Origin of the sequence: Paenibacillus sp. FSL P2-0089 (assembly GCF_038595095.1) — a bacterium.
Lineage (GTDB): Bacteria > Bacillota > Bacilli > Paenibacillales > Paenibacillaceae > Paenibacillus_AQ > Paenibacillus_AQ silagei.
The window spans coordinates 4,173,770-4,195,435 of the sequence record NZ_CP152006.1 but is presented as its reverse complement, the minus strand read 5'-3'; the positions used below and the strand labels follow the sequence as shown (position 1 = coordinate 4,195,435).

Here is a 21,666-nt window from a genome sequence, read left to right as displayed (position 1 = left end):
GGCGGGCCGCAAGTACCCAATGCTTTTTAAGCTGGAGGCTTTTTCTTACAATTATTGCCGAGTTAGGTGGGGAATGCATGGAGCAGAACGTGGAGAGAAGAAAGAGGTTTGAGCTGTTGATGAAGCAGGGGGAGATTCCACCTGCTATGATTGATCCCTATTTTGTAGACGGACAGATTGAACGGGTGGAGATTAGCCGCGGCAACCATGACTGGCATATCGTGATTGCGAAGACAACCCTGATTCCCGCCCAGACCTACCGGGCATTTATCCTTAGAATGCGTGAGAAGCTGCAGCATATTGCCAAGGTCAGCTTCTTGTTCCTATATGATGATACTGTAAGCAGAGCTGATATTGTACAGGAGTACTGGGGCATGTTCCTGGAGTGGGTCCAGCGTGAGATTCCGTCCGTCAACGGTTGGCTGACGCGCTCCAGCCAGGAGCTGCAGGACGGCACGCTCATCCTAAGCCTGAACGATTCCATGTCGCTCGAACTGGCCCGCAAAAAGGGTATCGAAGCCGCCATAATTAAATATTATGATAAATACTTCGCGCTCCCTCTCAAGGTCAAGCTGCAGATGTCCGAGGATGAGACCAAAAACAAAGCGGATGCCTATGAGGAATTCCAGCAGAAGCTCCAGCAGGAGCAGCGTGAGCTGGTAGAGCTGATGATGATGAACAGTGAGCCGGACGAGCCTGAAGAAGCGGGGGACCCGGGCGAGGTCATTAAGCTTCAGATCGGGAATGACATTAAGGAGCAGGCCGTCTCCATTCTGGAGATTCAGGATGAAGAGAAGAAGATTACAATCCAGGGGACGATCTTCGGGCTGGACAGCAAGGAGCTGCGTAACGGGAATACGCTGTTCACCTTCTGCATCACAGACTTTACAGATTCCCTGCAGATGAAGATGTTCGCGAAGACCAAGGAAGAGCTGAAGATCATGGGTCAGCTGGCTAACGGCAAATGGGTCCGGGCGCGCGGCAAAGTGGAATATGACCGGTTCATGCAGATTCCCGAGCTGGTGATGATTCCTTCGGATCTGACCGAGGTATCGGCACCGCCTGCCCGTAAGGACAATGCTAAGGAGAAGCGCGTGGAGTTCCACCTGCATACGACTATGAGCACGATGGATGCGGTAGCACCGATTGATGCCTATGTCAAAACAGCTGCGAAATGGGGCCACCCGGCACTTGCAGTTACCGACCACGGCAATGTTCAGAGCTTCCCGGATGCGAATCATGCCGCCCATAAGCATAAGCTCAAGATGCTCTACGGTGTCGAGGCTAATGTCGTCAATGACGCGGTCAATATCGTGGAGAATGCGCAGCCGCTGGAGCTTAAGACGGCAACCTATGTCGTTTTCGACATCGAGACCACGGGGTTGTCCATCACACGCAATAACATCACGGAGCTTGCGGCGATCAAGATGTGCGAAGGCAAGGAGCTGGACCGCTACACCACCTTTGTCAATCCGCATGAGAAAATTCCCTACCACATCCAGCAGCTGACGAACATTACGGATGAAATGGTCAAGGATGCCCCGGATCTGGAACCGGTACTTAAGGAATTCGTGGAGTTTGTAGGAGACAGCATTCTCGTTGCTCACAATGCTCGGTTCGATATGGGCTTCATTCAAGCTTCTCTGAAGAAGCTGGGGCAGCCGGAGCTGCAGAATCCTTCACTGGATACGCTGGAGCTGGCGCGTCTGCTCTTCCCCAAAATGAAGAACCACCGGCTCAATACGCTTGCTGACAAGTACAAGGTACTGCTGGAGAGCCATCACCGTGCGGTGGATGATACGATAGCACTGGGCGGGATTCTGAACGGTCTCTTGGCCGATGCGGAGAAGATGAAGGGGATGACCCGGCTGGACCGGCTGAATGATTATGTAGGCAATGACCTGTCGAATGTGCGGCCGTTTCACTGCGGCATCTATGCACTGAATCCCATCGGCAAAAAGAACCTCTACAAGCTGATCTCCATGTCGCATACCGAGTACTACAAGCGGGTACCCTGCATTCCCAAATCGAAGCTTGAAGAGCATCGTGACGGACTGCTCGTCATATCCGGCTGTGAGCGGGGCGAGTTCTTCGAGGCTGTGCTGAACAAGACCGTAGAAGAGGCGATTGAGGTTGCCCAGTTCTATGATGTGCTGGAAATCCAGCCGCTGACCATGTACATGCATCTGGTGGATAAAGGGTTCGTAGCGAGCCCTGAGGACCTGCGGGGAGTTGTGCGTAAAATCTGTGAGATTGGCGAGCAGATAAACAAGCCGGTGATAGCCACTGGGAATGTGCACTATCTGGAGCCGCGCGATAAGCTGTTCCGCGATATTACGATACACGGGATTACCGGGTTCAGTCCGCTGAAGGACCAGAACAAGCCGGATGCCCACTTCCGTACAACCGATGAGATGCTTGACGAGTTCGAATACCTGGGTGCAGCCAAAGCGAAGGAAGTCGTGGTAACGAATACTGTTGAGCTGGCTGAGCGGTTCGAGGAATACGATCTGTTCCCAAGCGATCTCTTCACACCTATTATTGAAGGTGCGGATGATGAGATCCGCAATACCTGCTATGACACTGCCAAATCGATCTACGGCGAGGAGCTGCCGGAGGTTGTGGTTGCCCGTCTGGAGAAGGAGCTTGCCCCGATTATTAAATACGGGTTCTCCGCCAACTATCTAATCTCGGAACGGCTGGTCAAAAAGTCGAACCAGGACGGTTATCTCGTCGGTTCCCGTGGCTCGGTAGGCTCGTCGGTAGTGGCAACATTCCTTGGAATATCGGAGGTTAATCCGCTTCCGGCCCACTATATCTGCACCAATTCCGAATGCCGGCACAGCGAATGGTTCCTGGACGGAAGTGTGCCGAGCGGCTTTGACTTACCGGATAAGGACTGTCCGGATTGCGGCGGCAAGCTTAAGGGAGAAGGGCAGGATATTCCGTTTGAGACCTTCCTGGGCTTCAAAGGGGACAAGGTTCCCGATATCGACCTTAACTTCTCCGGGGAGTATCAGCCTAACGCCCATAATTTTACCAAAACAATGTTCGGTCCGGACAATGTATTCCGCGCGGGAACCATCGGTACGGTGGCGGAGAAGACCGCCTTCGGCTTCACTAAGAAATATGAGGAGCATCACCAGAAGCGCTGGCGCGGCGCGGAGGTTGGACGGCTTGCCGCCGGCTGTACCGGTGTGAAGCGCAGTACGGGGCAGCATCCCGGCGGTATCGTTGTTTTGCCGGACTACATGGAGATCGAAGATATCACTCCGGTGCAGTTCCCGGCGGATGATGTGACAGCCGAGTGGAAGACCACCCATTTCGACTATCACGCCTTCGATGCCAACCTGCTCAAGCTCGATATTCTCGGCCACGATGATCCGACGATGATGCGGATGCTGCAGGATCTGACTGGCGTCGACCCGACGACCATTCCAATGAATGATCCGAAGGTGATGAGTATGTTCAACTCTACGGATGCGCTCGGGGTAAGGCCGGATCAGATCCGCACCCCGGTAGCCACTTATGGAGTGCCCGAGATGGGGACGAAGTTCGTCCGCCAGATGCTTGTCGAAGCGAAGCCGTCCAGCTTTGCCGATTTGCTGCAGATTTCGGGGCTGTCCCATGGAACCGGCGTGTGGCTGGGAAATGCCCAGGAGCTGATCAAGAACAACACCTGCAACATTAAGACGGTAATCGGCTGCCGTGATGATATTATGCTCTATCTGATCTATAAGGCCGGCATGGATGCCAGTCTGGCCTTCAAAATTACGGAGAGCGTGCGTAAAGGGAAGGGCTTGCCGCCGGAGTGGATTGAAGAGATGAAGAATTGCAAGGTGCCGCAGTGGTACATTGATTCCTGTCTCAAAATCCAGTATATGTTCCCGAAGGCCCATGCCGCGGCTTATGTTATTTCAGCGGTGCGAACAGCCTTCTTCAAGCTGTATCATCCGATAGAATACTATGCGACTTACTTCTCGGTCCGCGCGGCGGATTTCGATATCGAGCTGTGCTGCAAAGGCTACGAAGCCATTGCGCGCCAGCTGGTAGAGATCGAAGCCAAGGGCTTCCAGGCGCTGCCTAAGGAAAAAGCTATGCTTCCGGTCCTGGAGATGGCCCTGGAGATGACCGCACGCGGATTCACCTTCAAGAACATTGATCTGTACCGCTCGGACGCTACCAAATTTACGGTAGACGGTACGAGCCTGATTCCTCCATTCTCCTCGCTTGCGGGAATCGGGGATAATGCTGCGATTAATATCGCCGCTGCCAAGGACGCAGGAGAATTCCTCTCCATTGAGGATTTCCAGCAGAAATCCAAGGCCAGTAAAACGGTGATTGAGCTGCTCACGGGAATGGGCTGCTTCCGGGGATTGCCGGAGAGCAACCAGCTTTCACTGTTCTAACAACTGGCTTAAGTGATAGCATATAGAGTCCTTTAAAAAGGGGAGTCAAGGGCTGGTACTTGTCAGTGCTGCCTCACTATGGTATAATTTTTTTGGTAATAATGAGATAAGTCCGTTGTGTAAAGAGTGGGGAAACCCACTCTTTATCTTTGGTATATAGCAAAAGACAAGTTCGTGGAGGTAATCTTCTTTTGAGCACACCCAAATCCAAAATTAAACAAACGGTAGAGCAGCTGCTCGGGTCCTATCTCGAGGACAATGGTTTCGAACTGGTGGACGTTGAATACGTGAAGGAAGGCTCCAACTGGTTTCTGCGCGTATTCGTAGACAAAGAGGGCGGCATCGATATCGATGACTGCGGTACCATCAGCGAATATATCAGCCAGAAGCTGGATGAGAATGATCCGTTCTCCGAAGCGTATTTCCTTGAAGTCTCCTCGCCGGGAGCTGAGCGTCCGCTCAAGAAAGCTGCGGATGTCGCCAAGGCAGTGGGCAAGGACGTATATGTAACGGTCTATGAGCCGATTCAAGGACTCAAAGAATTCGAAGGCCGGTTGCTCTCGTTCGAGAACGAGGAACTGCTCATCTCCGCGGGCAAAAAAGAACATGTGGTACCTTACGCCAAGGTCGCCAGTGCGAGATTGGCCATTATTTTTTAACGTCTTGAAAGGGGGACCGGAATTTCATGAGTATGGAGTTTATTGAAGCTATGAATGAACTGGAAAGGGAGAAAGGCATCAGCAAGGATGTGCTGTTCGAAGCCATCGAAGCGGCGCTGATCTCCAGCTATAAACGCAATTTCAATGCGGCGCAGAATGTGCGTGTGGATATGAACCGCAACACAGGCGTAATCAAGGTGTTTGCCCGCAAGCTGATTGTTGAGGAGGTTCTCGATGCACGGACCGAGATCTCACTCCTGGCTGCCCGGGAGATCAACCCGCATTTCCAGCTGGAGGACATCGCCGAGCAGGAGGTCACGCCGCGTGATTTCGGCCGCATTGCCGCCCAGACTGCGAAGCAGGTGGTTACCCAGCGTATCCGTGAAGCGGAACGCGGCCTGATCTATAACGCTTTTATCGACAAGGAAGATGATATTGTTACCGGCCTTGTACAGCGTCAGGATATGCGCAATATCTATGTGGATCTTGGCAAAATCGAGGCGGTTCTTCCGCTGAGCGAGCTGATGCCTGGAGAGAAGTTCAAGCAGAGCGAGCGCATCAAGGCTTATATCACCAAGGTGGAGAACACGACCAAAGGACCGCAGATCATGCTGTCCCGCAGTCATCCGGGTCTCCTGAAGCGTCTGTTCGAGCTGGAGGTGCCGGAGATTTTTGACGGGGTGGTGGAGATTCGTTCCGTTGCCCGCGAAGCCGGCTTCCGCTCCAAGATCGCCGTGTTCTCACGCAATCCTGAAGTGGACCCGGTGGGCTCCTGCGTAGGGCCGAGAGGCACACGTGTACAGACCATCGTGACTGAGCTTCGCGGTGAGAAGATTGATATCGTCAGATATTCCGAGCTGGTGCAGGAGTATGTAGCCAATGCGCTTAGCCCGTCCAAGGTGCTTGAGGTTCAAGTCTTTGAAGCTGAGAAAATGGCCCGCGTCATTGTTCCTGACTATCAGCTGTCGCTGGCTATCGGCATCAAGGGGCAGAATGCCCGTCTTGCCGCCAAGCTGACCGGCTGGAAGATCGATATCAAGAGCGAGACGCAGGCGGAGCAGGAATACGGTAGACCCAGATCGTCCAATGATGAAATGCATCAGGATTCCGTCTCCATCGATTAATGAATGCTGACTGACGGGAGGTGCTTTGTTATGAAGCAAAGAAAGGTGCCGCTGCGTAAATGCGTTGCCAGCCAGGAGATGATGCCCAAGAAAGAGCTGATTCGCGTGGTGAGAACGCCTGAAGGCGAGGTGCTGATCGACCTGACAGGCAAGAAGTCGGGCCGTGGCGCTTATATCTGCGGTAAACTGGAATACTTTAAGCTAGCACAGAAGACCAAAGCACTTGACCGGGCATTGAAATGTCAGGTCAGTCCTGAAATCTATGCCCAGCTTGCCCGGGATTTTGCATCCGTGGAGGAGCAGTTTTTGGCAGCGAAGGATAGTGAGGACAATGAGTAAGACACTTTCTTATTTAGGGCTTGCGATGAGAGCAGGCAAGATTGTCACCGGCGATGAGGCTGTGCTTAAGGCAGTGCGGTCTTCAGAGGCGAAGCTGGTCGTCCTGGCAGGTGACGCTTCAGATAATACCCAGAAGAAGTTCCGCGATAAATGCGGAACCTACGATATTCCACTAGTAATCGCATTTCACCGGGATGAACTCGGTGCAAGTATTGGTAAGGACCAGCGCGTGGTGCTGGCCGTTACGGATAAAGGATTCGCGGAAATGATCTCCAGAACGCTTGGAGATACTGTCGGAGGTGGAGTTATTGACTAAAGAAGATAATAAGGATAAGCTGCGCGTATACGAATATGCCAAGTCTTTGAACATGAGCAGTAAAGAAATTATTACCATTCTGAAGCGTTTGGATGTCCCGGTGAATAATCATATGAGTGTCATGGAGAATGGCTCCGTGAACAAAGTTGAACAATTCTTCAAGGACATCAAGTCAAACGCTGCAGCCAAGCGGGACAACGGCACCAGCAGCCGTCCGGTAGTGACTACCGGTGCGGTAACCGCCGAAGTACGCAGTGCTCAGAATACCAACAAAATTCATTCGGAAAAGCAGGTAGGTATGAACAGTAACCAAAACAACAACCAATCGACGACGTCCCCAAGGCCCCAAAGCGGACAAGATTCCCGCAGAACACAAACATCAGGCTCCGCTCAGAATTCCCGCCCGCAGGGCAGTTCAAGCAGCAGCCGTCCGCAAAGCAGTTCGACTGGAAGCCGCCCGCAAGGCAGCTCCTCCGGCAGCCGCCCACAGGGCAGCTCCACTGGCGGAAGCCGTCCACAAGGCAGCTCTACTGGCGGAAGCCGTCCACAGGGCAGCTCCACTGGCAGCCGTCCGCAAGGCAGCTCTACTGGCGGAAGCCGTCCACAAGGCAGCTCTACTAGCGGAAGCCGCCCACAGGGCAGCTCTACTGGCAGCCGTCCGCAAGGACAAGGCGGCGCACCACGTACAGGTGACCGTCCGTCAGGTCAAGGCAATGCAGGCGGAGGTTTCTCACGCAATGACGGTCCTAAGAAGAATACCACTGGCGGCAGACCTGGCGGCAACAACAGCGGCCAGAAACGTTACGACGACAACAAGGGCGGCAACTATCGCGGCCGTGGCGGCAAGAACAACCGCGGCAGAAACCAGCCGACCGTATATCGTGAGAAGATTGACAACACACCTAAGAAGATCATTGTCCGTGGCAGCATGACCGTGGGTGAAACCGCGAAGCTTCTTCACAAGGATGCTTCGGAAGTGATTAAGAAGCTGATCTCGATGGGGGTTATGGCCACCATCAATCAGGAGCTTGATATCGATACGATTCTGCTGCTGGCCGGCGAATTCGGCGTAGAAGTAGAAGTGAAGATTCCGGTTGATGAAGACAGCTTCGAGACCGTTGAAGAGAATGATTCCGAAGACGATCTGATGACACGGCCACCGGTTGTAACGATCATGGGTCACGTTGACCATGGTAAAACAACCTTGCTCGATGCCATCCGTTCCACGAATGTATCCGGCGGCGAAGCAGGCGGAATTACGCAGCATATCGGTGCCTATCAGGTTGAGATTAATCATAAGAAAATCACATTCCTTGATACTCCGGGCCATGAAGCGTTCACCGCAATGCGTGCCCGTGGTGCCCAGGTTACAGATATGACGATTATCGTTGTAGCGGCAGATGACGGCGTAATGCCTCAGACCGTAGAAGCGATCAACCATGCCAAGGCAGCCGGACTTCCGATCATTGTGGCAGTTAACAAGATCGATAAGCCGGGCGCAGACCCTGACAAGGTGAAGCAGGAGCTTACAAGCTATGAGCTGGTGCCGGAAGAGTGGGGCGGCGATACAATCTTCGTCAACCTGTCGGCTAAACAGCGCATTAACCTTGAAGAGCTGCTGGAAATGATCCTGCTCGTTGCCGAAGTGAATGAGTACAAGGCGAACCCGGACAAACGGGCACGCGGTACTGTTATAGAAGCTGAGCTTGACAAGAACCGTGGACCGGTTGCCCGTATTCTCGTACAGAACGGTACACTGAAGGTCGGAGACGCATTTGTAGCGGGTAACTGCTTCGGCCGCGTACGTGCCATGGTGAATGACAAGGGACGCAAAATCAAGGAAGCGGGACCTTCCACTCCAGTGGAAATTACCGGTCTGACCGAGGTGCCGCAGGCGGGCGATCCGTTCATGGCCTTCGAAGATGAGCGTAAAGCACGCGCAATCTCTGACAGACGTTCTACATCGCAGCGCCAGTCCGAGCTGAACACGAACACCCGCGTTACGCTGGATGATCTGTTCAAGCACATCAAGGACGGCGAGATCAAGGATCTTAACGTAATCATCAAGGGTGACGTTCAGGGTTCGGTAGAGGCGCTTAAGGGCTCCTTGGCCAAGATCGAAGTGGAAGGCGTACGCGTGAAGATCCTTCACAGCGGTGCCGGCGCGATTACAGAATCCGATATTACCCTGGCAGCAGCTTCCAATGCTATTGTGATTGGCTTCAACGTTCGTCCGGATGCCCAGACGAAAGCGGCAGCTGAGCAGGAGAAGGTGGATGTGCGTCTGCATAACATCATCTACAATGTCATTGAAGAGATCGAAAGTGCCATGAAGGGCATGCTTGATCCTATCTTTAAAGAGAACGTTATCGGCCACGCTGAAGTGCGCAACGTATTCAAAATCAGCAAAGTGGGCAGTGTCGCAGGTTGTATGGTTACCGACGGCAAAATTACCCGCAATGCTGAAATGCGCCTGATCCGCAGCGGTATCGTTGTCTTCACAGGCAAAATCGACACCTTGAAGCGTTTCAAAGATGATGCAAAAGAAGTGGCACAGGGTTATGAATGTGGCATAACTTTGGAACGCTATAATGATGTCCTTGAAGGCGACATCATCGAAGCATTCATCATGGAAACGGTAGAGCGCTAAGCGAAGAGGTGAAATAAGATGTCTAAAATCAGAGCGGGACGGGTTGGCGAGCAGATTAAGAAAGAGCTGAGCCAGCTCATCCAGAGCGGACTGAAGGACCCACGTGTCGGGTTCGTAACTGTAACTGGCGTAGATGTGACGAACGATCTGTCACAGGCCAAGGTATACCTGAGCGTATTCGGGGACGAGGAGCAGAAGTCAGACTCGCTTAGAGCGATTGAGAAAGCTAATGGCTTTCTCCGCTCGGAGCTTGGCAAAGCGATCCGCCTGCGCCATACGCCTGAGCTGATCTTCAAGATTGACGAATCCGTTGCTTACGGAAGTCATATTGAGAAGCTGCTCGGCGAAATCGGCAAAAACGAATAGGCTACGGAACATAAAGGAGACGGCGAATGCAGAGCTATGAACAAAGTCTCCAGCAGACGCGTAAGTTTCTGCTGGAACACGACGATTATCTTGTAGTGTCGCATGTTCAGCCGGACGGAGATGCAGTCAGCTCCACCCTCGCGGTGGGCTGGCTTCTCTCATGTCTGGGCAAAAAATATCTGATGCTGAATGAAGGCCAGATTCCGCAGCGGATGGAATACTTATGGCATGCCGATCAGATTGTCAATCTGTCTGAAGGTTCTTTGCCCCGCCAGTTCGGCCATGTGATATGTGTTGACTGTGCGGATTTCCAGCGTGTAGGGCTGACCCAGCAACATTTCACCAATGATGCCCTAATCTTGAATATAGACCATCATCCAACGAACAACGGCTACGGCGCGGTGAATCTCATCAAGCCGGATGCGGCAGCGACAGCAGAGATTCTGTTCGATCTGCTGAAGACCTTTGAACTGGAGTGGGATATTGATATTGCCACAGCCATTTATACCGGGCTGTTGACGGATACCGGCGGTTTCCGTTACAGCAATACTTCTCCTAAAGTGATGGCGGCGGTATCCGAGCTGCTGGCACTGGGTGTGAATGGACCGGACCTGGCAGAGACCCTGCTGGAAGAGATGACGCTTCCCCAGGTTAAGGTGCTCAACCGCGCACTTAGCACATTACAGCTTAGTCCTGAAGGAGATATAGCCTGGGTGTATGTTACACCTCAGGATATGCTGGACTGTGGAGCGGCCAATGAGGATCTTGAAGGGATTGTCAACTATCCCCGTAATATCCGCGGGGTAGAGGTAGGCATTCTGTTCAAGGTCATTGATGACCATGCGGTGAAGGCCAGCCTGCGTTCAGCAGGTAAGGTGGATGTGGCGTTACTTGCGCAAGCCTTCGGCGGCGGCGGACACACCCGGGCAGCGGGCGCGCGTCTTAATGGAAGTCTGGAAGAAGCTGTGGCACAGGTGCTTGAGGAGGTCAAACGTCACTTATGAGTGAGCTTACAGGAGTTCTGGCTGTATATAAGCCGGCAGGGTTCACTTCACATGATGTTGTGGCCAAGGCACGGCGCATTCTGGGCATGAAGCGGATTGGACATACCGGGACACTTGATCCTCAGGTAACTGGTGTATTGCCGCTCTGTCTGGGACGGGCTACTAGAGTAGTTGAGTATATCCAGGAGCTGCCCAAGGAATATGTTGCCACACTGCGGCTGGGAATGGCCAGCGATACAGAGGACCTGACCGGCACGATTACGGAATCTGTGGAGGAGGTTCATATCACAGAAGCCGAAGTGCTGGCTGTGCTGAACTCCTTTCAGGGCGTGATCTCACAGGTACCGCCGATGTATTCCGCAGTGAAGGTGGACGGCAAGCGTCTGTACGAGCTGGCCCGGGAAGGCAAGACCGTAGAGCGCAAGAGCCGTGAAGTGGAGATTTATGAGATTGAGATGCAGGAAATGGTCTGGAACGGCAATTATCCGGAGATCACTTTCCGGGCGTTATGCTCCAAGGGAACCTATATCCGCACCCTCTGTGTAGATATCGGACGTAAGCTTGGTCTTCCCGGTGTGATGGTGAAGCTGGAGCGGACGATGTCGGCCGGGATCTCGGCCAGTCATTGCCTGACTCTGGAGCAAATTGCCGAACACAAGGAAGGCGGTACACTGGATGAGCATCTGATTGCTGCCGACGAGGCGATTTCACATTTGCCCAGACATACCGTTGCGGCAGAGAAGAAGAAATCAGCCCTGCAGGGGCAGCGTCTGTCGTCCCGTTTTGTAATGCCGGAAGTGAAGCAGGCCGGAGATTTCCGTCTCTATGATCAGCAAGGGGAGTTCCTCGGTATTTATGCTTTGGAGGCTACCGGAGCTATTGCACCTGTCAAGGTGTTTGCCCAAGTCTAAACTTTAATTTATTTGCGAATGTAGGTGAGAAACAGCGTGAGAACCGTAACGTTAAGCTATCCGATGCTGCCTGAGGCGGCAGCACAGTACGCGCAGCCTCAAGTAGTTGCTCTGGGACAGTTCGATGGACTGCACCTCGGGCATGCCAGTGTCATCACATCAGCTGTTGCTCTTGCCCGCGAGGCAGGTGTACCCGCTGCGGTGATGACCTTCTACCCCCATCCCAAGGATGTTATGGGCAAGGGGGATTATGAGGGATATTTGACCCCTTCTAAGGATAAGCAGGAGCTGCTTGCCGGGATGGGTGTTGAGCTTTTATATATCATTGAATTTAATGAAGAGCTCTCCCGGGTGAGTCCGGCGGATTTTGTCTCTGTAATGCTGCTTCCGCTGCAGATTATAACTGCAGTTGTAGGGTTCGACTTCCGCTTCGGCTACATGGGCGGGGGAGATGCGGACACGCTTTCGGAGCTGGGACAGGGTGCGATGAAGGTAGAGACGGTCGCCCCGTTCCTGCTTGAAGGAGAGAAGGTCAGCAGCTCGGGTATCCGCAAGAGCTTGCTGAGCGGGGAACTGGATAAGGCCAATGCCTGGTTTGGACGTTGTTATCACCTGCGCGGTATCGTCGGTCACGGGGAGAAGCGGGGCCGGACCATCGGCTTTCCGACCGCGAACCTGCAGCTCGAAGACCGCTATGTGATTCCGGCCAAGGGCGTATACGCCGTCAAGGTCTTTTACCGGGATGAGGTCTTGTACGGGGTGATGAATGTCGGCGTGAAGCCAACATTTCACGAAGGCGTGACCACTCCGAGCTTTGAGGTTCACCTGTTTGATTTTGCCTCAGATATCTATGGGCAGGAGCTTAAGGTGGAGCTGGTCTCCTATATCCGCTCAGAGCGCAAATTTGAGTCTATCCAGGCCTTAATTGCACAGATCGGCGCAGATGCTGAGACGGCCAAAGGGATGCTGGGATATCATTCCTAATCTTTCCGGACAAGCCGTTTACTTTTGCCTGTGAAGGTGCTATACTGATTAACGTTGCTGGAATGACAGCATGTGAACCTTAGCTTGGTTACTTGTTCTCACCGACGGTGACGAGGCTACTGGCGATTATAATGAAGGAGGTGAACAGGATGGCATTGACTCAAGAACGTAAACACCAATTGATCGACGAGCACAAAACTCATGAATCCGATACTGGATCCCCTGAGGTGCAAGTTGCTATCCTTACGGAGAACATCGTTAATTTGACTGACCACTTGCGTACGCACAAGAAGGATCATCATTCCCGCCGCGGACTGCTGAAGATGGTTGGACAACGTCGTAAACTGCTGGCGTATTTGAAGAACAAAGACATCAGACGTTACAGCGCCCTGATCGAAAAACTGGGATTGCGTCGTTAATTTTCCATAAGTTAAGCCCAAAAGCAGCCTGGTTGTATACCGTATGTCCTTCTTACGAGCGACAGCGGGACAGCCGGGTTGCTTTTTGAAAATTTAGGGTAAACTTTTACAGTTGACAAGTTGATAGCATTCGCAAAAACGGCTATAGCACTTCTGCGGAGGACAAGCCGTTTTTGCTTGTAGAACATACAAGAACGTATTATTACCATTCAAGGAGGGGTTTTATGGAACAACGTGTGGAAATGCAGCTGGGCGGAAGACGCCTTGTGCTGGAAACAGGCCGTCTGGCCAAACAAGCGAACGCAGCCGTGATGGTGCGTTACGGAGATACTTCAGTATTGTGTACGGTTACAGCATCCAGTGAGCCTAAAGATCTGGATTTCTTCCCGCTTACAGTGAATTATGAGGAAAGATTATATGCAGTAGGCAAAATCCCTGGCGGATTCATCAAACGTGAAGGACGTCCGAGCGAGAAAGCGATTCTGTCCAGCCGTCTGACAGACCGTCCCATTCGTCCATTGTTCCCGGAAGGATTCCGCAATGACGTTCAAGTCTTGAACCTGGTAATGAGCGTGGATCAGGACTGTGCGCCTGATATTGCTGCCATGATCGGTACTTCCGCTGCGCTCAGTATTTCCGATGTGCCGTTCAACGGACCAATCGGCGGCGTGGCTGTCGGCCGGATTAACGGAGAATTCATCATCAACCCTGATCAAGCCCAGCAGGCAATCAGCGATATTTATGTGGTTGTGGCCGGTACGAAGGATGCCATCATGATGGTGGAAGCTGAAGCCAATGAAGTGACTGAAGAAGTGATGCTTGAAGCGATCATGTTTGGACATGACGAGGTCCGCAAGATTGTGGCTGTGATTGAACAGCTCGTAGCCGTTGCCGGTAAAGAGAAGATGGCTGTGAAGCTGCATGCGGTTAATGCGGATGTGAATACAGAGGTTCGTGCTTTTGCAGAGAGTCGTCTGGTGGAAGCCGTAAGAATTGCCGAGAAGCATGCCCGTCAGGATGCTATTGATCTGGTGAACAATGAAGCGGTGGCGTATTTCGCAGAGAAATACATAGAAACCCCAGAGCTTCTTAAGGATGTTAAGGAAGCCCTGCACGATATCGTGAAGGATGAAGTAAGACGTCTGATTACACATGACAAGGTTCGTCCGGATGGACGTAAGCTGGACGAGATCCGTCCGATCGAATGTGATACAGCGCTGCTGCCGCGTACGCACGGTTCCGGTCTGTTCACACGCGGCCAGACACAGATCCTCAGCGTATGTACACTGGGTGCACTGGGCGATGTGCAGATTCTGGATGGTATTGATCCGGCTGAAACCAAGCGCTTCATGCACCATTACAACTTCCCTCCGTTCAGCGTTGGGGAAGCCCGTCCGCTAAGAGCACCGGGACGCCGCGAGATCGGCCACGGGGCACTCGGTGAACGCGCATTGTCCAAGGTGATTCCAAGTGAGACTGAATTCCCGTACACCATCCGTCTGGTATCCGAAGCGATTGAATCCAATGGCTCCACCTCCCAGGCAAGTATCTGTGCCAGTATTCTGGCGATGATGGATGCAGGGGTACCTATCAAGGCGCCTGTAGCCGGTGTAGCGATGGGTCTGATCAAGGACGGGGAGCATGTGTCCATCCTGACCGATATTCAAGGCATGGAAGATCACCTCGGCGATATGGACTTCAAGGTAGCAGGTACAGCAGAAGGCGTAACGGCGATTCAGATGGATATCAAAATCGACGGCATCGACCGCAAAATTCTGCATGAAGCGCTTGAGCAAGCCAGAGAAGGCCGTATGTTCATTTTGGGTAAAATGAATGAAGCGATTGCTGCTCCAAGATCGAGCCTGTCTAAATATGCTCCGAAGATCATTATCATCAATATCAATCCGGACAAGATCCGTGATGTGATCGGTGCCGGCGGTAAAATCATCAACAAGATCATTGAAGAAACCGGCGTGAAGATCGACATCGAACAGGATGGCCGCGTATTTATCGGTTCTTCTGACGAAGCTATGATCCAGAAGGCCCGCGGCATCATCGAAGGAATTGTGAAGGAAGTAGTGGTTGGTGAGATTTATGTGGGTACGGTTAGACGCATTGAGAAATTCGGCGCATTTGTTGAATTGATCCCTGGCAAAGACGGACTTGTGCATATTTCCCAGCTGTCCACTGAACGTGTGGCGAAAGTGGAAGATGTTGTGGCGATTGGCGACACGATTACCGTGAAGGTAACGGAGATCGACCAGCAAGGACGCGTTAACCTGTCACGCAAAGCGGTGCTGACTTCAGAGAGCGGAGCGAAGGCGTAAGCATTACGCTGCCGCTTCACCGCTATCCTGACTATAGAGTAAGAAGAGACAGAAGCAGTACAGTTCTGGCTCTTTTTTTTGGAAAAGTATATGCAGCAGTACCGTCCTGACTGACGGTTATACCATACCCACTTGAGGCGGCATTGACGAGTATGCATAATTTGCACCCTTCATACATAGGCTGGGACAAAGCGTCCCCGCACGGCTTGACCCTGGTGCGGAGACGGAACAGACCGTTTGTGCCGGGGAGGTATAACGTCATGAAGACGGACAAGGCGGCGCTAGTGCTGGCTTGCATCGCAGTAGTCATTGGAATTGGCAGCACGAATGGACCCGTGAAAGAGATGATTGCCGGGCTTAAGCCTCAGGCGGAGGCCACCGTGATGAGCTATGCAATGAATCAGGCGGAGGATGATCTGCGCGCGCAGATTACCCGCCGTGCCGAGGCGCTGAATGCGCAGCCGGTGAATGCTGTTGTGGACCGGGTATGGAAAGCCATACCAGGGTATAACGGGCTGGAGGTCGATGTAGAGGCAACCTACCGGAGCGCGCTTTTACGGGGACCCGAAGCAGGCCTTAAGCTATTGTACCGCCAGATTAAGCCTAAGGTATCACTGGATGATCTGGGAGCGCAGCCGATTTACCGGGGGAATCCGGCGAAGCCGATGGCCTCGCTGATGATTAATGTGGCCTGGGGGAATGAGTATATCCGTCCGATGCTGGACATTCTGGATGCAGAGAAGGTGAAGGTTACCTTTTTTCTGGACGGAAGCTGGTTAAGCCGCAACAAGGAGCTTGCAGCAGAGATGCTGAAGCGCGGGCATGAGGTGGAGAACCATGCGTATACGCATCCTAAGATGAGTAGTCTAAGCCGGACACGTGCTACTGCCGAGATTGAGAAGACGCAGAAGCTGCTGAAGGAAAGCCTGGGTGTGACGAACAAGTGGTTTGCTCCGCCGTCAGGCGACTTTAACCAGCAGACCGTGGAGATCGCCGCCTCACTGGGACTGAAGACGGTGCTGTGGACGCTGGATACGGTCGATTGGCGCAATCCGTCCCCCGAATCGGTTGTTGCCAAGATCAGCAGCCGGGTAGAGCCGGGAACCCTGATTCTGATGCATCCGACGGCATCCTCCTCGCAAGCGCTGAGAGGGATGATCCGGGGAATTAGAGCCAAGGGCCTGCAGCTGGGAACTGTCAGTCAGACACTCTCCGCTGAGCGTATCATGACTGCGGAAGTTGAGTGAACGTCCTATTTCTGATAGGATAAGAGGCGCGAATAACAAATACAGACAGAACCAGGGGCTGTGCCAGGAGGATTACACATTGGACAAAATATTATTATCGAACGGACTCCGGGTGGTGACCGAGAAGATCCCGACCGGCCGGTCCGTATCTTTCGGAATCTGGGTCAAGACGGGCTCCCGCAATGAGAACCCGCTGAACAATGGGATTTCCCATTTCATCGAGCATATGCTCTTTAAGGGGACTGACCGCTATAGCGCCAAGGATATTGCCGAACAGTTCGATGCCATTGGCGGGAACGTCAATGCGTTTACCTCGAAGGAATATACATGCTTTTATGCGAAGGTGCTGGATGAGCATCTGCCGATTGCCGTGGATGTGCTGGCAGATATGTTCTTCCGCTCACGAATGGATGCCGAGGAGCTGGCCAAGGAGAAGAATGTAATCCTGGAGGAAATCGCCATGTGCGAGGACACGCCGGATGATCTTGTCCATGAGCTGATGTGTGCTGCCGCTTACGGTGAGCACCCGCTGGCCTATACGATTCTCGGGCTGAAGGAACGCCTGCTGGAGATGACGCCGGATGATCTGCGTGCTTACATGAAGGAGCAGTACACCATCGAGAATACAGTGATCAGCGTAGCCGGTAATATTAACGACGGTCTGATTCCGCTGCTGGAGCAGCATTTCGGTTCCTTCACGAATCATGGTGAAGCGCCGGTGCTGACTGAGCCTGCATATCAGGGGGAGCTGGTGTTCCACAAAAAGAAGACCGAGCAGAATCACATCTGCATCTCCTTGCCGGGCGTCCGCAGCGGCGGGCCGCTGCAATATCCGATGGCACTCCTCAACAATGCGTTCGGCGGCGGCATGAGCTCGCGGCTGTTCCAGGAGATCCGCGAGAAGCGCGGTCTGGCCTATTCCGTCTTCTCGTACCACAGTGCCCAGGCTGACAGCGGCTTGTTCACGGTGTATGCCGGGACAGCGCCGAAGCAGACCAAGGAAGTAACAGAGCTGATCAAAGAGATGCTGCGTGATCTGGCCGTGAACGGTCTGAGCGAGGACGAACTGCGTAAAGGCAAGGAGCAGCTCAAGGGCAGCCTGATTCTCAGTCTGGAGAGCACTGGCAGCCGGATGAACCGGATGGGCAAAAATGAGCTGATGCTCGGCCGTCAGGATACGCTGGATGAAATGATAGCTAAAATCGGAGCTGTAACCATGGATGATATCAATGCTCTGCTGGACTTTATGTTCGCACAGCCGTTGTCCCTGGCGATGGTGGGCTCCACTGATAAAGCGATAGCCAATGTTAGGAGAGATGATCTTGCCTCATTACGTTCAAATTAACAAACTACCGGGGAATGAGGATGTGCTGCTACCCTGCAAAATGTCCGAGCAGGCCTCGGGATATGACCTGTATGCCGCTGTAGGAGAGCCTGTGGTGCTTGCTCCGGGCGAGCGGACGCTGATCCCCACCGGTATATCCCTGGCGATGCCAGGCGGGCTGGAGGCGCAGATCCGTCCGCGCAGCGGGCTTGCCCTCAAGCATGGCATCACCTGCCTGAACACACCGGGCACCATCGATGCGGATTACCGGGGCGAAATTAAGGTGTTGCTGATCAATCTGGGACAGGAGCCGTTTGCGATTGCCCGTAACGAGCGGATCGCCCAGATGGTATTCCAGGCTGTGCCTGAAGTGACTCTGGTGGAAGTGGATGAGCTGTCTGACACGGTTCGCGGAGCCGGCGGCTTCGGGCATACTGGCAAATAAGCGTCCTTAACTCATAGCTGTACTAATAAGCTTGCGGAAATTGTACCCTCGGGTGCAGCCGCAAGCTTTTTTTATTTATTAGTTTAGTTAAGTGCATAGGTATTGTTGGTAATTAGAATTCCTCTCCGCTCTTCACCCATCGGCGGCTTCCGGCATAAGATGCTCTATAGTCGAATGTGGTTGTGGAAAGGAGCGTCATCCCTATGCTTACTGGCATCAGGATCGTGTTCCTGGGCGGGGACGCGAGACAAATTGAAGTGATTCGGAAATGTGTGGAATTGGATGCGGCCGTAAGCGTTGCCGGATTCGATACATGGGATGCCCCATGCCCGGGGGTAAGCCTGGAACTGTTGTCGCCCGAGCTGCTAGGTGAAGCGGATGTGCTGGTGCTGCCGGCGGTCGGCTGCGATGATGAGGGTTACATTAATGCGCTGTATTCTTCGGAACGCCTCCAGCTGCGGGAGGAGCACATCGCGGCACTGCCGTCCCGGGCATTGGTATACACCGGCATGGCTAAAAGCTATTTGCGCGGCCTGTGTGCCGGACATTCGCTGAAGCTGGTGGAACTGCTGAACAGGGATGATGTGGCGATCTACAACTCTATTCCGACAGCGGAGGGAGCTTTGGTGATGGCCGTACAGAACACGGACTTTACCATACACGGCTCCACATCGATGGTGCTGGGGATGGGCCGGACCGGCTTCACCATGGCTAGAACCCTCCAGGGAATGGGGGCAACGGTCAAAGTAGGCGTCAGGAAGCAGGAGCACTTTGCAAGGGCGGAGGAAATGGGCTGGAAGCCTTTTATGACAGAGGATTTGCTGCTGCATGCGCCTGAGGCGGATCTGATCTTCAACACCATACCCGCTATGATTATCAACGCACAGGTCCTGTCCCGGCTTCAGCCGCACTGCGTGATCATCGATTTGGCGTCCGCACCGGGCGGATGCGACTTCCGTTATGCCGAGAAGCGCGGGATCAAGGCGATGCTGGCACCGGGCCTGCCCGGGATTGTTGCCCCCAAGAGCGCCGGAATCATTATGGCAGGTGCGCTGGTACAGTCGATATCGGACGAGACTTTAATCAGGGGGGATGAATGAATGGATTGGCACGGAAAAACAGTAGGTTATGCCATTACCGGCTCACACTGTACCTTCGCTGAGGTGATGCCGCAGATTCAGCGGTTCATGGACTCAGGAGCGAATGTGGTGCCGATTGTGTCTGCTTCGGTACTGAACACGGATACCCGCTTTGGAACCTCGGAAAATTGGTTAAAACAGTTGAAAGATATAACAGGGAATGATATCATTTCTACAATTGTTGAAGCGGAGCCGCTGGGTCCTTCCAAGCTGCTGGATGTGCTGACGATTGCTCCCTGCACAGGGAACACAACAAGCAAGCTGGCGAACGCGATGACGGACAGTCCGGTGCTGATGGCAGCCAAATCGCAGATGCGCAACGGGCGTCCGCTGGTGCTGGCGATCTCGACGAATGACGGACTTGGGCTTAACGCTGCGAATATTGCGAAGCTCCTGGTAGCCAAACATATTTATTTCGTCCCGTTCGGACAGGATAATCCCGAGGGGAAGCCGAATTCGCTGGTGGCGCAGATGGATCTCATTCCCGAAGCCTGTTACGCCGCCCTGCAGGGTCACCAGTTACAGCCTATGTTAGTACAACGATTTCATTCTGCATAGCTTATATAATCAGTACAAGATTGGCCCGGAAGAGCGGATTTTAGCTGACGGACCCATAAGCTTCATTTCTGCCGTCCTCATCCCGGGGGCGGCACGAACAATTTTACGCTATAATAAGAGTCAGGTTATCGCGGCTACGAACACTTCTGCCTCGCGGGGTGATTTATTTCACGTAGGGTTCAGTAAGTCTGCTGAGAGAAGCAATGGAGGAATTATACATGGGTATTTTGGTGCAAAAATTCGGCGGAACCTCACTCTCCACACCAGTGGCCAGAGAACACGTAATCCGTCATGTCAAACGGGAGCTGGCCAGCGGATTCAGCCTGGTGGTCGTAGTCTCGGCTATGGGCCGCAAGGGGGAGCCCTATGCTACCGATACACTGCTTGATCTGGCGGTTCAGAGCGGGAATTCACTGCCGGACCGGGAACGGGATTTGCTGATGTGCTGCGGGGAGATCATCTCGGCGGCCAATCTGTGCGGTCTGCTGGAGCAGGAGGGTATCCGGTCGACGGTGCTGACAGGAGCGCAAGCCGGATTCCTGACCGACAACAGCTATGGCAATGCCAGAATCCTGGACGTGCGAACAGAACGCATTCTACGGGAACTGCGTGAGCATAAAGTAGTAATAGTAACCGGTTTCCAGGGTCAGACTGAAGCGGGTGATTTCACCACGCTGGGCCGCGGAGGAAGCGACACCTCAGCTACAGCCCTTGGGGCTGCGCTGCGTGCGGATATGGTAGACATCTATACGGATGTGGACGGAATACTCACTGCTGATCCGCGGATTGTTGAAGATGCAAGACAGCTTACTTATGTCAGCTATACCGAGATTTGTAACATGGCGTATCAGGGAGCCAAGGTCATTCATCCACGGGCTGTGGAGATTGCCATGCAGGCGCAGATTCCGGTGCGTGTACGCTCGACCTTCTCCGAAGCGGAAGGGACGCTTGTGACCCATCCCGAGGGCTTCAGTGATGTATCCCATGGAGTGGTGGACCGGTTCGTCACAGGGGTTGCCTATGTCAGCAATATTACGCAGATCTCGGTGGAATGTCCGGAGGGCAATGGAACCGGGGTGCAGCTGCAGATCTTCAAAAGCATGGCCGATAACGGAATCAGCGTGGACTTCATCAATGTGACACCGACCGAGGCCGTATATACCGTGTTCGATGACAAATCGGAGCAGGCGATTGCTGCGCTGCAGGAGCTGGGCCTGCGTCCCAAGAGCTTGTCCGGCTGTGCCAAGGTCTCCGTCATCGGCGGGGGCATCAACGGTGTTCCGGGAATTATGGCGCATATCGTCGAGGCGCTCAGCTCGCAGAACATCCAGATTCTGCAGTCTGCTGATTCCAACACAACGATCTGGGTTCTCGTGAAAAAAGAAGATATGGTGCAGTCGGTTCGCGCCCTGCATGCCAAGTTTGAATTGCACCGCTGACAAGGA

At 53.3% G+C, this 21,666-nt stretch carries 17 protein-coding genes and 1 pseudogene; all 18 read left to right on the top strand.

The window, feature by feature from the left end:
• Positions 1 to 77: 77 nt before the first annotated feature.
• The 18 genes and pseudogenes from NST69_RS17400 to dapG all read left to right on the top strand — a co-directional run bounded on the left by NST69_RS17400 (position 78) and on the right by dapG (position 21,660).
• Entirely contained in the window at positions 78 to 4,409 is a 4,332-nt protein-coding gene (locus NST69_RS17400; RefSeq protein WP_342546535.1) for a PolC-type DNA polymerase III, read from the top strand.
• Positions 4,410 to 4,600: 191 nt separating this feature from the next.
• The gene (gene rimP, locus NST69_RS17395) at positions 4,601 to 5,068 is read left to right on the top strand and encodes a ribosome maturation factor RimP (protein ID WP_036724721.1); all 468 of its coding nucleotides are present in this window, start codon (positions 4,601 to 4,603) and stop codon (positions 5,066 to 5,068) included.
• Between the two features lie 26 nt (positions 5,069 to 5,094).
• Positions 5,095 to 6,192 (top strand): transcription termination factor NusA, encoded by a 1,098-nt coding sequence (nusA, locus tag NST69_RS17390; RefSeq protein ID WP_036724723.1) that lies wholly within the window; start codon positions 5,095 to 5,097, stop codon positions 6,190 to 6,192.
• Positions 6,193 to 6,222: 30 nt separating this feature from the next.
• Entirely contained in the window at positions 6,223 to 6,531 is a 309-nt protein-coding gene (locus NST69_RS17385; RefSeq protein ID WP_036692616.1) for a YlxR family protein, read from the top strand.
• Positions 6,524 to 6,842, top strand: a pseudogene (locus tag NST69_RS17380) (YlxQ family RNA-binding protein); the annotation flags it as partial. The gene NST69_RS17385 and the pseudogene NST69_RS17380, both read left to right, overlap by 8 nt.
• Positions 6,840 to 9,497 carry a translation initiation factor IF-2 gene (gene infB / locus NST69_RS17375; protein WP_342550191.1) on the top strand — a complete coding sequence of 886 codons (2,658 nt, stop codon included), beginning with the start codon at positions 6,840 to 6,842 and terminating at the stop codon, positions 9,495 to 9,497. The pseudogene NST69_RS17380 and the gene infB, both read left to right, overlap by 3 nt.
• Positions 9,498 to 9,515: 18 nt before the next feature.
• The gene (gene rbfA, locus NST69_RS17370) at positions 9,516 to 9,863 is read left to right on the top strand and encodes a 30S ribosome-binding factor RbfA (RefSeq protein ID WP_036692621.1); all 348 of its coding nucleotides are present in this window, start codon (positions 9,516 to 9,518) and stop codon (positions 9,861 to 9,863) included.
• A gap of 26 nt (positions 9,864 to 9,889) precedes the next feature.
• Positions 9,890 to 10,867: a bifunctional oligoribonuclease/PAP phosphatase NrnA gene (locus NST69_RS17365; RefSeq protein WP_342546533.1), complete on the top strand. Its 978-nt coding sequence runs from the start codon at positions 9,890 to 9,892 to the stop codon at positions 10,865 to 10,867.
• Positions 10,864 to 11,778 (top strand): tRNA pseudouridine(55) synthase TruB, encoded by a 915-nt coding sequence (gene truB / locus NST69_RS17360; protein ID WP_339249038.1) that lies wholly within the window; start codon positions 10,864 to 10,866, stop codon positions 11,776 to 11,778. The genes NST69_RS17365 and truB overlap by 4 nt, the downstream gene beginning before the upstream one ends.
• A 36-nt stretch (positions 11,779 to 11,814) precedes the next feature.
• Positions 11,815 to 12,762, top strand: a complete 948-nt coding sequence (locus NST69_RS17355; protein ID WP_342546530.1) for a bifunctional riboflavin kinase/FAD synthetase — start codon at positions 11,815 to 11,817, stop codon at positions 12,760 to 12,762.
• Positions 12,763 to 12,911: 149 nt separating this feature from the next.
• Positions 12,912 to 13,181, top strand: coding sequence for a 30S ribosomal protein S15 (gene rpsO, locus NST69_RS17350; RefSeq protein ID WP_019910460.1), 270 nt, complete (start codon positions 12,912 to 12,914; stop codon positions 13,179 to 13,181).
• 224 nt (positions 13,182 to 13,405) lie between these two features.
• Positions 13,406 to 15,508, top strand: a complete 2,103-nt coding sequence (gene pnp / locus NST69_RS17345; protein WP_342546525.1) for a polyribonucleotide nucleotidyltransferase — start codon at positions 13,406 to 13,408, stop codon at positions 15,506 to 15,508.
• Positions 15,509 to 15,768: 260 nt separating this feature from the next.
• Positions 15,769 to 16,755: a polysaccharide deacetylase family protein gene (locus NST69_RS17340; protein ID WP_342546523.1), complete on the top strand. Its 987-nt coding sequence runs from the start codon at positions 15,769 to 15,771 to the stop codon at positions 16,753 to 16,755.
• 79 nt (positions 16,756 to 16,834) lie between these two features.
• A complete protein-coding gene (locus NST69_RS17335; protein ID WP_036724735.1) occupies positions 16,835 to 18,100 on the top strand; it encodes a pitrilysin family protein in 1,266 nt (421 codons plus the stop codon).
• Positions 18,078 to 18,524, top strand: coding sequence for a dUTP diphosphatase (gene dut / locus NST69_RS17330; RefSeq protein WP_209879021.1), 447 nt, complete (start codon positions 18,078 to 18,080; stop codon positions 18,522 to 18,524). Before NST69_RS17335 ends, dut begins: the two co-directional genes overlap by 23 nt.
• Positions 18,525 to 18,727: 203 nt before the next feature.
• On the top strand, positions 18,728 to 19,624 hold the full coding sequence (dpsA, locus tag NST69_RS17325; RefSeq protein WP_036724738.1) for a dipicolinate synthase subunit DpsA: 897 nt from the start codon (positions 18,728 to 18,730) through the stop codon (positions 19,622 to 19,624).
• Positions 19,625 to 20,221 (top strand): dipicolinate synthase subunit B, encoded by a 597-nt coding sequence (locus tag NST69_RS17320; RefSeq protein ID WP_036724740.1) that lies wholly within the window; start codon positions 19,625 to 19,627, stop codon positions 20,219 to 20,221. It begins immediately after the preceding gene.
• A gap of 218 nt (positions 20,222 to 20,439) precedes the next feature.
• Positions 20,440 to 21,660: an aspartate kinase gene (gene dapG, locus NST69_RS17315; RefSeq protein ID WP_036692638.1), complete on the top strand. Its 1,221-nt coding sequence runs from the start codon at positions 20,440 to 20,442 to the stop codon at positions 21,658 to 21,660.
• The last annotated feature ends 6 nt before the right edge of the window (positions 21,661 to 21,666 follow it).